This window comes from Sediminibacterium ginsengisoli, assembly GCF_900167075.1.
Classification (GTDB): Bacteria; Bacteroidota; Bacteroidia; order Chitinophagales; family Chitinophagaceae; genus Sediminibacterium; species Sediminibacterium ginsengisoli.
In genome coordinates, this window is record NZ_FUWH01000003.1 from 439,129 (window position 1) to 453,383 (window position 14,255).

The 14,255-nt window shown below is 46.9% G+C and carries 12 protein-coding genes; 2 read left to right on the top strand and 10 right to left on the bottom strand.

Features of this window, described 5'->3' with window-relative positions; genetic code table 11:
- Nucleotides 1-323 precede the first annotated feature (323 nt).
- The 4 genes from B5D42_RS07630 to B5D42_RS07645 form a co-directional block, all read right to left on the bottom strand.
- Entirely contained in the window at nucleotides 324-1,757 is a 1,434-nt protein-coding gene (locus B5D42_RS07630) for a TolC family protein (protein WP_078830856.1), read from the bottom strand.
- Nucleotides 1,750-4,917: an efflux RND transporter permease subunit gene (locus B5D42_RS07635; RefSeq protein ID WP_078830857.1), complete on the bottom strand. Its 3,168-nt coding sequence runs from the start codon at nucleotides 4,915-4,917 to the stop codon at nucleotides 1,750-1,752. The genes B5D42_RS07630 and B5D42_RS07635 overlap by 8 nt, the downstream gene beginning before the upstream one ends.
- 25 nt (nucleotides 4,918-4,942) lie before the next feature.
- Nucleotides 4,943-6,025: an efflux RND transporter periplasmic adaptor subunit gene (locus B5D42_RS07640; RefSeq protein ID WP_078830990.1), complete on the bottom strand. Its 1,083-nt coding sequence runs from the start codon at nucleotides 6,023-6,025 to the stop codon at nucleotides 4,943-4,945.
- A gap of 154 nt (nucleotides 6,026-6,179) precedes the next feature.
- Nucleotides 6,180-6,563, bottom strand: coding sequence for a hypothetical protein (locus B5D42_RS07645; RefSeq protein WP_078830858.1), 384 nt, complete (start codon nucleotides 6,561-6,563; stop codon nucleotides 6,180-6,182).
- Nucleotides 6,564-6,783: 220 nt separating this feature from the next.
- Here B5D42_RS07645 and B5D42_RS07650 point away from each other — a divergent pair, with 220 nt between their 5' ends.
- Entirely contained in the window at nucleotides 6,784-7,173 is a 390-nt protein-coding gene (locus B5D42_RS07650; protein WP_078830859.1) for a DUF1801 domain-containing protein, read from the top strand.
- Between the two features lie 63 nt (nucleotides 7,174-7,236).
- On the opposite strand, the gene fabG is transcribed toward B5D42_RS07650, so the two are convergent.
- The 3 genes from fabG to lptB all read right to left on the bottom strand — a co-directional run bounded on the left by fabG (nucleotide 7,237) and on the right by lptB (nucleotide 10,482).
- Nucleotides 7,237-7,992: a 3-oxoacyl-[acyl-carrier-protein] reductase gene (gene fabG / locus B5D42_RS07655; protein ID WP_078830860.1), complete on the bottom strand. Its 756-nt coding sequence runs from the start codon at nucleotides 7,990-7,992 to the stop codon at nucleotides 7,237-7,239.
- Between the two features lie 95 nt (nucleotides 7,993-8,087).
- Entirely contained in the window at nucleotides 8,088-9,617 is a 1,530-nt protein-coding gene (locus tag B5D42_RS07660; RefSeq protein ID WP_078830861.1) for a GH3 auxin-responsive promoter family protein, read from the bottom strand.
- A gap of 67 nt (nucleotides 9,618-9,684) precedes the next feature.
- Nucleotides 9,685-10,482, bottom strand: a complete 798-nt coding sequence (gene lptB / locus B5D42_RS07665) for an LPS export ABC transporter ATP-binding protein (RefSeq protein ID WP_078830862.1) — start codon at nucleotides 10,480-10,482, stop codon at nucleotides 9,685-9,687.
- Nucleotides 10,483-10,598: 116 nt separating this feature from the next.
- Between lptB and metF the strand changes: the two genes are divergently transcribed.
- Complete coding sequence (gene metF, locus B5D42_RS07670) at nucleotides 10,599-11,552, top strand: methylenetetrahydrofolate reductase [NAD(P)H] (RefSeq protein ID WP_078830863.1); 954 nt, start codon at nucleotides 10,599-10,601, stop codon at nucleotides 11,550-11,552.
- Between the two features lie 54 nt (nucleotides 11,553-11,606).
- On the opposite strand, the gene B5D42_RS07675 is transcribed toward metF, so the two are convergent.
- From B5D42_RS07675 to B5D42_RS07685, 3 genes are all read right to left on the bottom strand, one after another.
- Nucleotides 11,607-12,089 (bottom strand): hypothetical protein, encoded by a 483-nt coding sequence (locus B5D42_RS07675; RefSeq protein WP_139367042.1) that lies wholly within the window; start codon nucleotides 12,087-12,089, stop codon nucleotides 11,607-11,609.
- A gap of 119 nt (nucleotides 12,090-12,208) precedes the next feature.
- The gene (locus tag B5D42_RS07680; protein ID WP_078830864.1) at nucleotides 12,209-12,808 is read right to left on the bottom strand and encodes a NifU family protein; all 600 of its coding nucleotides are present in this window, start codon (nucleotides 12,806-12,808) and stop codon (nucleotides 12,209-12,211) included.
- Nucleotides 12,809-13,307: 499 nt separating this feature from the next.
- Nucleotides 13,308-14,126 (bottom strand): hypothetical protein, encoded by an 819-nt coding sequence (locus B5D42_RS07685; RefSeq protein ID WP_078830866.1) that lies wholly within the window; start codon nucleotides 14,124-14,126, stop codon nucleotides 13,308-13,310.
- Nucleotides 14,127-14,255: the final 129 nt, after the last annotated feature.

Genomic DNA, 14,255 nt, shown 5'->3' on the forward strand with positions numbered 1-14,255 from the left:
GATTGGCAAGTACACCTGCCGGCTTGCAGTATTCAGAACACTACTGCTACTGGTCTTCCAAAAAAACGAGCTTGTGTTCCCGTTGATCGCTGACCAACGGAGAGACCGTACATTTTTCTAATATTACATTTACTCAGCGGCGTAACTTGCTGGTCAGCGACCAGCAAGGGCGTAGTTCCCGTTGATTACTGACCAACGGGAACAGAACATTTTCTAATACTACTTTTGCCCAGCGGCAAACTTGCTGGACGCCGACCAGCAAGACCACATCCTCACCCCCTCACTTCGCCCTTCCCCCCTCACTTCGCCCTCACCCCCCCCAACTACCTCCACCCACCACCAAGATTCCTGTAAACACTAACCACCGCATTCAGTTGTTCTTTCTTCGTTTCAATCAGTTCCAGCCTCGATTCCAGTGCATCACGCTGCGTCATCAGTACTTCAAAATAGTCTACCCTTGCAGACCGGAACAGGTCATTCGATATATCGATGGAACGATTCAGCGCTTCCACCTGTTTTTGTTTCAGCTGGTAGCTTTTATCGAGGTTGCTGATCTTCGACATTTGCGTGGCCACTTCGATATAGGCATTCAGGATCGTTCGTTCATAGTTATACATGGCCTGCAGCTGACGCGCATTGGCTTTGTTGAATTCTGCCTTGATGGCATTACGGTTGATCAGCGGACCAGCAATATCACCAGCCAGCGAATAGATCAGCGATTCCGGGAACTTCACCAGGTAAGATGGTTTGAATGCCTGGAAACCGATGGCTGCCGAGATTCCGAATGAAGGATAGAATTCGGCACGCGCTACTTTAACATCCAGCTTTGCGGCAGCAAGGTCCAGCTCTGCCTGCATGATGTCCGGGCGATTGGCCAGCAATTGTGAAGGGATACCCACATTTACAGTAGCCGGTACGAGGCTGGCAAAACTGCTCTTATCCCTGTTGATGGCCTGCGGATAACGGCCCAGCAGCAGGTTGATACGGTTCTCTGTTTCCCTGATCTGCTGCAGGATATCGAATTCAAGACTTTCTGATTTCAACACTTCTGCCTGGAATTTCTGCACACCCAGCTCGGTTGCCCTTGCAGCATCTTTCTGCACTTTCACAATACCCAGCGCATTGTTCTGCAGGATAATAGTCTGCTTTACGATTTCAAGCTGGTTGTCGAGCGACAGAAGTTCATAATAAGAGCGCGCTATTTCCGCAACGAGGTTGGTCAGCACAAAATTCTTTCCCTCAACAGATGAAAGATATCTTGTAATGGCAGCCTTTTTAGCTGTGCGCAGTTTTTTCCAGATATCCACTTCCCAGTTGGCATAAGCGGCAACGGTAAAATCTGTCAGCGGATCGGGCACTTCTTTCCCGGGCTCGATTTCGGTAGAGGCATCGCCCGCACCCTGACTCGTATATCTGCCGGGTTTATCTACGCCAACACCTGCCCTTGCACCTACGGTGGGGAGAAGTGCTGCATGTTTTAACCTGATTTCATTTCTCGATGCTTCTATTTCCTGCAAAGTGATCTGTAATTCCTGGTTGTTTTTCAGTGCCGTGTCGATCAACGCTGCCAGGTTGGGGTCAGTGAAAAAAGCGCGCCATCCTTTTTGGGCGCTGTTCAGCGTATCGGTACCGTTACCATAGGAAAACGGTACCGTTTTATTACTGTCGCGCTGCACCAGTGCCGGCACACTGCAGCTGGTAATAGCCAGGCTCGCACCCAGTATAGCGATATATTGAAATTTACTTCGTTTATACATTGTGATCGATTTCTTCTGTTAAAGGATTTTCTTCTTCGTCTTTTACAAACGCATGTTTTTCCGCGATCTTTCCAAATACATAATAAAGACCGGGGATCAGCAATACGCCGAAAATGGTTCCGAACAGCATACCGCCAGCTGCAGCAGTACCGATGGTTCTGTTTCCGATCTTGCCCGGGCCGGTTGCAACAACCAGCGGTATCAATCCCGCGATGAATGCGAATGAGGTCATCAGGATCGGACGGAAACGCACTTTCGACCCCTCCATAGCTGCTTTAAGAACAGAAGCCCCCGCACGATGCCGCTGTACCGCAAACTCCACGATCAGCACGGCGTTCTTACCTAAGAGGCCGATCAGCATTACCATAGCAACCTGTGCATAGATATTGTTTTCGAGTGCTAGTAATTTAAGCAGCAGGAATGCGCCGAAAATACCCGCAGGCAGTGACAGGATTACTGCCAATGGCAGGATGAAACTCTCATACTGTGCAGAGAGGATCAGGTAAACGAAGCCCAAACAGATCAGGAAGATATAGATAGCCTGGTTGCCCTGTGCCACTTCATCCTTTGAGATTCCCGCCCAGTCGATCCCGAAACCGCGTGGCAATGTTTTCTGCGCCACTTCATTGATTACACGTATGGCTTCGCCGCTACTGTAACCTGGTGCGGCAGAACCACTGATCTCCGAAGCATTGTACATATTATGCCGCGTGATTTCCGAAAGACCATACACTTTATCCATTTTCATGAAAGCGGAATACGGAACCATATCACCATGATCATTCTTCACATATAATTTCAGGATGTCTTCCGGTAAAGCCCTGTATTGGGCGGCGGCCTGTACCATTACCTTATACTGACGCCCGAATTGAATAAAGCTGATCTCGTAATTACTTCCTACCAGTGTAGACAATGTATTCATGGCATTCTCGATGCTTACGCCTTTCTGCTGAGCAAGTTCATTATCTACATTAAGCATATACTGCGGGAAACTGGCGCTGTAAAAACTGAATACCGATGAAAGCTCTTTACGTTTACTGAGTTCCTTTACAAAATCATTACTCACCGTCTCCATTTTCTTGTAATCGCCAGACCCGGCTTTATCGAGCAGGCGTAACTCGAAACCACCTGCGGCACCATAACCCGGTACTGCCGGCGGCAGGAAGTATTCTATCGTTGCTCCTGTGATGTCCTTCGATTTTTCTTCGAGCTCTTCCATGATCTCCTGTACGGAATGCTTGCGCTCTTCCCAGCTTTTCAGGTTGATCAGGCAGGTACCGGAGTTGGAACCGGTTCCTTCCGTCAGGATCTCATATCCGGCAAGTGCAGAAACGGATTGAACACCTTCCACTTCTTCACATAATTTCTGCAGTCGCTCCGCGATCTCATTCGTTCGCTCGAGCGAAGAGCCCGGAGGAGTCTGGATAATGGCATAGAACATTCCCTGGTCTTCATTCGGGATAAAACCTGCAGGTACTTTTCCATTCAGGAACCAGGTACCCGCAGAGAATGCGATCAGCACCAGGAAAGTTACTGCTCGGCGATTCACAATCAGCCCGAGTACTTTCATATACCTGCCCGAAGCCCTGTTGAACCCGTTATTGAAACCGGCAATGAACTTATCCGCAAGGCTTTTCTTCTTATGCTTGCCATGATTGTTTTTCAGGATCATCGCGCAAAGCGCCGGTGTAAGCGTAAGCGCCACCACACCCGACAGGATGATGGCCGTTGCCATAGTGATGGAGAACTGGCGGTAAAAAATTCCCACCGGGCCCGACATAAACGCCACCGGAATAAACACCGCCGCCATCAGGAAGGTAATAGCTATGATGGCCCCCGCAATTTCGTGCATGGCTTTTTTGGTTGCCTTCAGTGGCGAAAGCCCTTCTTCTTCCATTTTCGCATGCACCGCTTCGATCACCACAATGGCATCATCCACCACCACACCAATCGCCAACACCAGCGCAAACAGCGTGATCAGGTTCAGCGTAATACCAAAGAACTGCATGAACACAAATGTGCCCACCAGCGAAACAGGTACCGCCATGGCCGGGATCAGCGTAGAACGCCAGTCGCCAAGGAACAGGAACACAACCAGCCCCACCAGGATAAATGCTTCTACCAAAGTGTGTAATACTTTTTCAATAGAAGCATCGAGGAATTTCGAAACGTCGTAACTGATCTCATAATCCATTCCTTTCGGAAAAGAACTGGCTTTGATCTCTTTCAGTTTCGCTTTCACATCTTTTATCACCTGGCTGGCGTTGCTGCCGTACGACTGCTTTAATACGATCGCCGCAGAAGGCTTACCGTTAAGGTTGGAATAGATATCATACATGGCGCTGCCGAACTCAACATCCGCAACATCTTTCAAACGCAAAATCTCGCCATTGGGATTGGAGCGCAGGATCACATTCTGGTATTGCTCCTTTGTGTTGAACCGGCCCGAGTATTTCAATACATATTCGAACGACTGTGAACGTTTACCCGAACTCTCACCCGTTTTACCCGGCGAAGCTTCCAGGCTCTGTGCACTGAGGGCTTCCATTACTTCATCTGCAGAGATCTTGTAAGCCAGCATACGATCGGGTTTCAGCCAGATGCGCATGGCATATTCGCGGTTACCGAGGATATCTGCAAACCCTACCCCATCCACACGTTTCAGCTCGGATAGTACGTTGATGTCGGCAAAGTTGAAAAGGAATTTCTGGTCCGTATTCGGATCATTACTGTAGAGGTTCACATACATGAGCATGTTGGATTCTTCCTTTGTGATCTTTACGCCTTCGCGCACTACCAGCGGCGGAAGTTTATTGATCACGGAAGCAACGCGGTTCTGCACGTTCAGCGATGCCTGGTTAGGGTCTGTACCCAGGTTAAATACAACCTGTATGGTAGCTTCACCGTCGTTACCGGCATCGGAAGCCATATATTTCATACCCGGAACACCATTGATGGCCCTTTCCAGGGGAATGATCACAGATTTGATCATCAGCTCACCATTGGCACCGGGATACTCGGCCGTAACGTTTACTTTAGGTGGTGAGATGGACGGGAACTGGGTTACCGGCAATTGCATGATGCCGAGCACACCCAGGAAAACAATGATCAGCGATATCACGATAGATAATACCGGCCGCTGTATAAATTTATTGAACATGAACTAAGCTGTTTGGAATTGAAGACTATTCTGCTTTTAAACGGAGGCGTGAAACCACTTTTTCAGGCGCGATGTACTCGCTGGCGATCTTATCATCGTCCCTTACTTTCTGCACGCCTTCGAGTAAAATCCTGTCATTGAGATTCAGGCCGCTCTCCACTACAAAAAGATCCGGCATGCGGCCGTTGATGGTGATACCGCGGGATTTCACCACATTGTTCTTGTCTACAACAAAAACAAAAAGCTTATCCTGTATTTCATAAGTAGCTTTCTGGGGAATGATCAGTGCATTTCTCAGCGGCATGGTCATCAGCACTTTGCCGGTCTGACCGTGCTTCAGAAGCCGGTTCGGATTCGCGAAACGCGCACGGAATGCGATATTGCCGGTTTCATTGTTGAACTCACTTTCAATGAGCTCTACAGTACCGTTATAAGAAAGTGTAGTACCATTGGCGAGCAGCAGACCCACTTTGGTATTGCCGCGGCCTTTTACATTGGTCTGGTAATCGAGGTATTCGGGCTCCGACACATTGAAATAGGCAAACATCTGGCTGTTGTCTGAAAGTGTCGTGAGCAACTGACCTTCATCTATCAGGCTTCCCAGCTTTTGCGGGATCCGGTCAATGGTACCATCGAACGGTGCCCTGATCTCTGTGAAAGAAAGGTGCAGTTTGGCGAGCGAAAGCTCCGCTCTGGCCTGGTCAAGCTTGGCCTGGGCCATAGCCTGTTCATTTTTTGAAACAACATTTTTGTCTACAAGCGCTTTCGTGTTCTGCAGTTCGATCTCGGCGATCCTTGTTTCTGCCTGCGCTTTTTCCATTTCAGCTTCATAGATCTTAGGCATGATCCTGAATAGAAGCTGGCCGGCTTTTACAGACTGGCCTTCATCTACAAAGATCTCCTGCAGGTAACCTTTTTCCTGCGCCCTGATCTCGATGTTACGGACGGAACGGATCTGCGATACATATTCCTTAACAAAGGATGTATCAACCTGTAAAGGACTGGTTGTGGTATAATGACTGACTTCTTCCTTGTTTTCTTTTTTGGGAGTGCAGCTGGTTTGGTACAACAGGCTAACCAGGCCTGTTAACACGACGATTCTCTTCATGATATTAAATGGATGATGTACGAATGAAAGCCGGAACAGTATATTCCGGAAAGGAACGGCGATGCCGCGCACATCAGCGCTGTTAATACATGATAGTACCGTAATGAGGTAACAGGATATGATCAGCTACTGGAGTGTTAGCGGCAGAAATGAATCATATCCTCAGGATCCGCTGAAAGATATATTTACAGGAAGTCTGTATGTATAAGGACTCAACAGGTCCGTAACAACAATAGAGATAACTTAAAATGGATTGATAGTGAGCGATGGAATAGTAACCGGATACCAGGCGCCACTTTTTTGCCAGCAACGATCTTCCGTATTCATCTTCCGAATCATCGCTGATCAGGTATTCTTTTTCCTGCCCGGGATACTGTGCATCATCGAGAATCGCCTGTTCCCGGCTTGCAGTAACAAAATGTGTTTTTGAAAGCTGAGAGAGGGAACGGGTACTTTTGTTAAATGTACCCCCATAGGCATTGCCATCCCTTCCTAAAAGAAGGAAACTCAGGGTTACAAAAAATACGATTGCTCTCATCGGGGAGCCAAAAATAACGAAAGAATGAAATTGGGAAAAAATTTCATAAGACCCGGCCGGTCAAAAAATGGTTAAATTATTTTAACAGAGGCATTCACCCAAACCCTTATTCCTGCTTGTTTTCATGGGTAAGCGTTTTTTCTGAGGTGAAGATGGGTTATCTTTAATGCAATCGCATTCCATTAATCCTTTATTATAGCTTTATAAACACAGGTATTTTATGAAAGAAGAAATAAAAGCATACCATCAGGCTCTGGCGGCAAGTGACCAGGAGATCTGTGATCTGCTTTTCCATGAAATATGCCTTCAGCTGCCGGAAGCAGAAAACAAGATCTGGCACCGTCACCCTGTCTGGTTCCTCGATGGTAACCCGGTAGCCGGGTATAGCAAACTGAAAAACTGTATCCGTTTATTGTTCTGGAGCGGTCAGTCTTTTGATGAGGCCGGCCTGGCGCCGGAAGGAAGCTTTAAAGCCGCTGAAAAAAGATATACAACTGCGGAAGAAGTGAATAAAAATGAGCTGAAACGCTGGCTGGGCAAGGCGAAAACGATCCAGTGGGATTATAAGAATATTGTAAAAAGAAAAGGTGTGCTTGAAAGATTACTGTAATCTGCACCAAAGAAAACGGCTATTCCACAGGAATAGCCGTTTTCTTTTTTATGATCAGTTTGATCAGATATTCAGCCCGCCGCAAACGCTCAGTACCTGGCCTGTAACATACGATGCCATATCGCTTGCCAGGAAAAGGGTGGTGTCTGCAATTTCTTCAGCGCGGCCAAAACGACCGAGCGGTATTTTCTTCAGGAACTCGGAAGCGCCTTCTCCTTCTTTCAGGTAATGGGTCATGTCTGTTTCTACGAAACCCGGTGCAATGGCATTGCAGCGGATATTGCGGCTGCCCAGCTCCAGCGCTACCGATTTGGTAAAGCCGATGATACCGGCCTTACTTGCTGCATAGCTGCTCTGGCCTGCATTTCCGCGGATACCGATGATAGAGCTCATGTTGATGATGCTTCCTTTTTTCGCTTTCATCATCGGGCGGATCACCTGCTTGGTCATGTTGAAGACACTTTTCAGGTTGATATCCATCACATCGTCCCACTGCTCGGCACTCATGCGCAATAACAGGTTGTCTTTCGAAATCCCTGCATTGTTAACACATACATCAATTGTTCCGAATTCTTTTGTTACATCATTAATGAAAGACTCACAATCTTCAAATACACCGGCATTGCTTTTATAAGCTTTGGCATTCACACCCAGCGCCTTCAGCTGAGATTCGAGTGCTGCAGCTTTTTCAGCACTGCTGTCGCTGACATAACTGAAAGCCACATGACTGCCATGTTCGGCAAGTTTAAGCGCAATGGCAGCGCCTATTCCGCGGGCAGCCCCGGTAACTACAGATACTTTTCCTTCAAGTAATTTCATAACAACTGGTTTAGATTTGCGGAGCAAAATAAATGGAATTTGGGAATGATTCCGTTTCTCTTTGTTTTATCCCGTCTTAACAGGGCATTCAGGAACTAAATAAAAGGGGCCGACTGCCTGTTTTTTATGGCCAGGATCTCTTCCAGGTATTTCCGGTCATTGCTGAGCCGGGGTACTTTATGCTGGCCGCCCAGCTTTCCCCTGCTCTTCAGCCACTCGTGAAAAATACCTTTTTCCAGAGAATGCACAACCGGAATGGTGAGTGCTATATCCTTGTAACGTTTAGCTTCGTAATCACTGTTCACCATTTTCAGCGCGCTGTCCAGCTCAAAGGCAAACTGTTCTGTACTGGCCGGCGGATGTTCAAACTCTATGAGCCATTCATGCGCACCTTTATTATCATCCCCGAAATAGACCGGCGCAGCTGTATAATCGTTTACCGTGATCTGTAATTTCTCACAGGCGATGGCGATGGCTTTGTCTGTATTGTCGGCAATCACTTCCTCGCCAAATGCATTGATGTATTGTTTTAAACGACCGCTTACCTTAATACGGAATGGATAAGTGCTGGTGAATTGTATGGTATCGCCCACGAGGTAACGCCATAAACCACCGTTGGTACTGATCACCAGCGCATAGTTTTTACCGGTTTCCACTTCCTTCAGGCCAATGGTCCGCGGGTTCCCGGATCCGTACTCTTCAATGGGCATGAACTCATAGAAAATGCCATGGTCCAGGAAGAGCAGCATTCCATCTTCTCCGGGGTCGTCCTGTGCGGCGAAGAACCCTTCGCTTGCATTGTACATTTCAAGATAGGTACAACCCGGACCGATCAGCTTCCTGAACTGCTCCCGGTAAGGTGTGAATGAAACGCCGCCATGGATATATAATTCAAGCCCTGGCCATACTTCTTTCAGCGTGGATTTACCGGTGATCTCAAGAATTCTCTTGATGAGCACAAGCGTCCAGGTAGGAACGCCGGAAATAGAGGTAACCAGTTCGGGTATGGTAGACTGCGCCAGTTTTTCGATCTTCTGTTCCCATTCATCCATCAGGGCAATCGACAGTTCAGGCGTACGGATCCAGTTGGCCCAGATGGGTGTGTTCTGGAGCAGTACTGCGCTGAGATCGCCATAATGCACATCTTCATTTACTTTACTGATCTGGTGGCTGCCGCCGATCACAAGCCCCTTACCTGTTAACAGGTCGCTTTCTGTATGGTGATTGTAAAACAGCGTGAGCACATCCTTGGCTGCCTGGTAATGGCAATTCTCTAAACTTTCCTGGGTAATGGGAATGAACTTGCTTTTATCGCTGGTGGTGCCGCTGCTTTTGGCGAACCAGTTCACGGGCGTATTCCAGAGCAGGTTTTCTTCCCCGTTCATTAAACGCTCTATATAAGGCTTGAGGTCGTCATACTCGTGTATGGGAACGCTTTCCTTGAATCTGCGGATGCTGAACAGCTCCTTGAAACCATATTTACGGCCGATTTCAGTGTACTGGCCATGGGTAACCAGGTCCTGCAATACTTCACGCTGGGCAGCAACCGGATCTGTCATCCATTGCTCAATGCGCCAGTGCCTGAAGCGGGCCAATCTCGATATTGCCGGACTGAGAATTTTCATAAGACGTACAACAGCAGCAAAATAAGCAATGCCGGCGACTATTTGTGTAATAAAGCGGAAAAAGAGGTCAGATAAGCGGATCCCTGGGTGCATCCGGGATGATACCGTCGCGCCCCATTTCAATGATCCAGTCTTTTCTGCGGAGTTCGAAGTTGGTACCAAGGTAAAGCCTGCGCACCTGTTCGTTCTCGGCCAGCTCTTCGGCTGTACCATGACGGAATATTTTACCCTCGATCAGCAGGTAGGCACGATCGCAGATAGAAAGTGTTTCGTTTACGTTATGGTCTGTAATGAGGATGCCGATGTTTTTGTATTTAAGTCTTGCCACAACGCTCTGGATGTCCTCAACGGCAATCGGGTCAACGCCGGCAAAGGGTTCATCCAGCAGGATGAATTTGGGATCTACGGCAAGCGCGCGCGCAATCTCGGTTCTTCTTCTTTCACCGCCGCTGAGACTGTCGCCGTTGTTTTTACGAACATGATGCAGGTTGAACTCATCCAGCAGGGATTCCAGCTTATGCTGGCGTTCCTGTTTGGTAAGTGTTGTCATTTCCAGAACCGACATAATATTATTTTCCACGCTCAGCTTCCTGAATACGCTGGCTTCCTGCGGAAGGTAACCGATACCCATCTGTGCCCGTTTATACATGGGCAGTCTGGTGATATCCTGGTCGTTCAGAAAAACGGAACCTTCATCCGGTTTGATCAGGCCAACCACCATGTAAAAAGTGGTGGTTTTACCGGCACCGTTAGGCCCCAGCAAGCCAACGATCTCACCCTGTTTTACCTGTATACTTACATGGTTAACAACGGTTCTGCCCTTATAGCTTTTAAGCAGGTCTGTGGTATGGATGGTGAGGTTCAAAAGGCGCTTGTTTGAACAAAAATAAACGATCTGCAACAGATATAAGAGGCTGTTTTTATCTTAACACATGTTTATACCTCGTATATTGCAGGGATTTTATAAGGAACGAAGAGAAAATGAAAATTACCGAGCACATCCGTCAATCCAAAGACACCCTGATCTCTTTCGAAGTGCTGCCGCCTTTGAAAGGAAAGACCATTACTTCATTGTATGATCACCTCGATCCACTGATGGAATTCAAGCCATCCTGGATCAACGTGACTTACCACCGCAGTGAAACAATGTTCAAGAAAAAGGCCGACGGAACTTTTGAAAAAGTAGAAGTGCGCAAAAGACCCGGAACGGTTGGCATCTGTGCGGCGATCATGAACCACTATAAAGTGGATGCGGTTCCGCATATCATCTGCGGCGGCTTTACAAAAAGGGAAACCGAAGATGCGCTGATCGATCTTGACTTCCTGGGGATAGACAATGTGCTGGTATTGAGAGGAGACGCCGCCAAGAACGAAACTTCCTTTGAACCCGAAAAAGACGGGAACCATTATGCGCTCGACCTGCTGCAGCAGGTAGGCAATATGAATAATGGTATTTATATGGACGAGGATATCAAGAACGGCGGAAAAACGAATTTCTGCATGGGGGTAGCCGGTTATCCCGAAAAACATTTTGAAGCCCCCAACCTGGAAATAGACCTGCTGAAACTGAAACAGAAAGTAGATGCAGGTGCAGAATACATCATGACCCAGATGTTCTTCAACAACCAGAAATTCTACGATTTTGTGAAAGCCTGCCGTGATATGGACATCCAGGTGCCCATCATTCCTGGATTAAAGCCGGTAACGAACAAAAAGCAGCTGACCGTATTGCCAAGAACCTTCCACGTAGATATTCCAACGGAACTCTCCAATGCTATTATGAAGTGTAAAACAGATGCAGAGTGCGAACAGGTAGGAACAGAATGGCTGGTTCAGCAAAGCAAAGAACTCAAGGCATTCGGTGTTCCGGTATTACATTACTACACACTTGGAAAACCTAAAGTGATCTGGAATGTTGTAAAAGAGATCGTATAACAAAAAAGAGCCGTGAGGCTCTTTTTTTTACACATGAAAACACACTTGCCGTGTTTATAACTTAAATCCATAGGCAACCCTCAGCGCCAGCTGTTTGGTAGCGCTGTATTTGGTAAAATCCTCGTATTTGACGCTGATATCCCAGTCTCTGGCAACAATGGTACCGATAGACGGAGAATAAACGAAAGAGGTACCTGTACCGGACTGTGTTCCGAAACCTGCACCTGCTTCACCTGCAAAATAAAGTGCTGGCGTAGCAAATACTTTAAGACCGCCTTTCACAGGAATATAGCCGGTATGGCCGCCATCCCAGAAAAAGTGGGTATAACCCGACGTAAGGATCCAGGAAACACTGTTACCAATGCTTTGCTGCAGCCTCAGATCGGCACCCAACACAAAATTGGAAGGGTTGTTCAAAGAAACACCAGGCATAATACTAACACCCAAACGGAGCGGTTCCCGGCTTTGTTCTGACTGTGCTTGCGCAGTTAAACCTGTTACTAACAGGATCGCTGCTACTACTGTTCTTAATTTCATACGCGATGTTTTAGCAATAACTACAAACATTATGCCCACCGGGCAGCCTTTTTCCCATATAAGCAAAAAAGCGAACGTGTTCAACGTTCGCTTTCTGCTTGTTATAATGTTTTAGCTTGTTATTCTGCTTCAGCTACCACTTCTTTCACTTCGGGGATCATACGCTTCATCATACCTTCGATACCTGCTTTTAAGGTGATCATTGAAGACGGGCAACCGCTGCAACTACCCTGGAGCATCAGGTTTACCACGCCGTCGTTATAGCTTTTGAACTGGATAGCTCCGCCATCCATTTCCACGGCCGGCTTCACGTAGTTCTCCAGCAGTTCTTTAACGCGTTTAACGATATCATCATCGTCTGCACTTACCGTATTGCTGGCTTCCTGTTTTACTTTGGCTACTTCATCATCGTTCACAACCACACCACCATTTTCCAGGTATTCTTTCAGGAAAGCTTTGATGGTAGGGATCACATCCTGCCAGTCTTCCGTTTCCTGGGTTTTGGTGAGTGTAACGAAATTGCTGGCAATAAATACGCTGCGGATAAAGGGAAAGCTGAACAGTTCTTTAGCCAGTGGCGATGGTCCGGCAAGTGATTCATCAGCAAAATCAATGCTTTTTCCGGGGTACAGTAATTTATTGGCCACGAACTTCATGGTTTCCGGGTTGGGCGTCATTTCGGTGTAAATACTGATAACCGGGTTTCCTGTCTTAATCATGCGTCTGCTTTTTAGTATTTACAGGAATATCATTTTCCTGCCATACAAAAATAAACAAAAGCCCGCGGTTATAACGGGCTTATTTCAATTTTTCAGAACTGGGTATTGCTTATTTCGGATATCGAAACAGGCTTACCAAAGCTCTAGTCTGGCAGACCCGTCTAAAAGAGAGGGTGCCGCAACCGCTTTGGCCGGCTCACAGGAGTTCTTTCCCGGGCAACTGCAGACCGGGGCCTTTGCCCTTACACGTTCAGGGCGGATGATCGACATGGATTGGTGGGGGGCAGCCAATACAACACTTGCCAGGCAGAGCAAGTAAGGTACCGTGTTTTGGAATGCTGCTTTCATAATGCTGGTATAATAAGATGCAAAAGTATACGGGAATTTGCAAGAATGCAACCACATAAATGTGTGAAATGCGTTTTTTTGCGGTTTTGTGCAAGAAAAAAGCCTCCCGAATGGGGAGGCTATATGCGAGGTTTGTGTAAAATGTTGTTTATCAATAAGATATTTGTGTAACGTCTGTTTTATCCTGCTGACCAGGCACTTTTGTAACAGCGGTACGTTTCACCGGATTACCTGTATTATCATAGGTGTAAGTATAAATAGTGGTTTCCGTTACTTTCCCGGTGTTATCATAACGGGTTTCCTTGCCAGGATTGTTGAGTGCAACCGGCTTTTGAAGCGGGAAGTACGCAGCATGATCAAACATGATAATGGTATTATTCTTATCGTCATAATCAGAATACTCAACTACTTCTTCTTTCTCCAGCGTTTTACTCGCATCCTTATAAAAATAAATTGACATTTTCTGAACGTTTCCATTTGCCGAATATTCATACACAAAACGCATGGAGGGCGGAAGCCCGGGAGGAGACGTTTTCAGGTAGGAGTCCAATTGTGTGAGGAAGCCGTTCTTGTAAGTAAAGTCGTAAGTGCCGCTAACATTACTTAAGAGCGAAGAAACATCCATTTTTGTTACGATCCCTCCGGTATAAGTATATTTTATATCATCAATGAGGCCGTTCATCTCCGTGAGAACTCCTGATGTGTAAACAAGGTTGTATATCGCAATCCCCGGCGTAGACGGATCGTTAAGGGACGTGACTTTTTTAATGGTCTTGTCTGTATTGTATTCAACGATAATATCGCCGTTTGCGGGGGATGAAATCTTTGATACCTTGCCGGCCGCTCCGGTTACCGTACCCGGTGTTGCCCTCGGTATCTCGAAACTTCCTTCTTTGGTACACCCTGTGAATAAACAGGTGGCGATGGCCAGAAATACAGCTAAAGCCCTGGCTTGAATAAATCCTTTCATTTGCTTTTTACATTTTGTCTTATGCAAACATAACAAACAGCTTCAGTTGTGTCTGCTTATTGAAGAAACATATTTATTTATGCAAGGCTTCACAATGGGGCCGGTTTCAACTTTTGGAAAGCTTCAAAG

Coding starts and splice junctions, on each gene's coding strand:
- B5D42_RS07640 (WP_078830990.1), bottom strand. CDS start 6,025: ATGAAGAGAATCGTCGTGTTAACAGGCCTGGTTAGCCTGTTGTACCAA.
- fabG (WP_078830860.1), bottom strand. CDS start 7,992: ATGAAATTACTTGAAGGAAAAGTATCTGTAGTTACCGGGGCTGCCCGC.
- B5D42_RS07630 (WP_078830856.1), bottom strand. CDS start 1,757: ATGTATAAACGAAGTAAATTTCAATATATCGCTATACTGGGTGCGAGC.
- B5D42_RS07685 (WP_078830866.1), bottom strand. CDS start 14,126: ATGAAAGGATTTATTCAAGCCAGGGCTTTAGCTGTATTTCTGGCCATC.
- B5D42_RS07635 (WP_078830857.1), bottom strand. CDS start 4,917: ATGTTCAATAAATTTATACAGCGGCCGGTATTATCTATCGTGATATCG.
- B5D42_RS07675 (WP_139367042.1), bottom strand. CDS start 12,089: ATGAAATTAAGAACAGTAGTAGCAGCGATCCTGTTAGTAACAGGTTTA.
- metF (WP_078830863.1), top strand. CDS start 10,599: ATGAAAATTACCGAGCACATCCGTCAATCCAAAGACACCCTGATCTCT.
- B5D42_RS07660 (WP_078830861.1), bottom strand. CDS start 9,617: ATGAAAATTCTCAGTCCGGCAATATCGAGATTGGCCCGCTTCAGGCAC.
- B5D42_RS07680 (WP_078830864.1), bottom strand. CDS start 12,808: ATGATTAAGACAGGAAACCCGGTTATCAGTATTTACACCGAAATGACG.
- B5D42_RS07645 (WP_078830858.1), bottom strand. CDS start 6,563: ATGAGAGCAATCGTATTTTTTGTAACCCTGAGTTTCCTTCTTTTAGGA.
- B5D42_RS07650 (WP_078830859.1), top strand. CDS start 6,784: ATGAAAGAAGAAATAAAAGCATACCATCAGGCTCTGGCGGCAAGTGAC.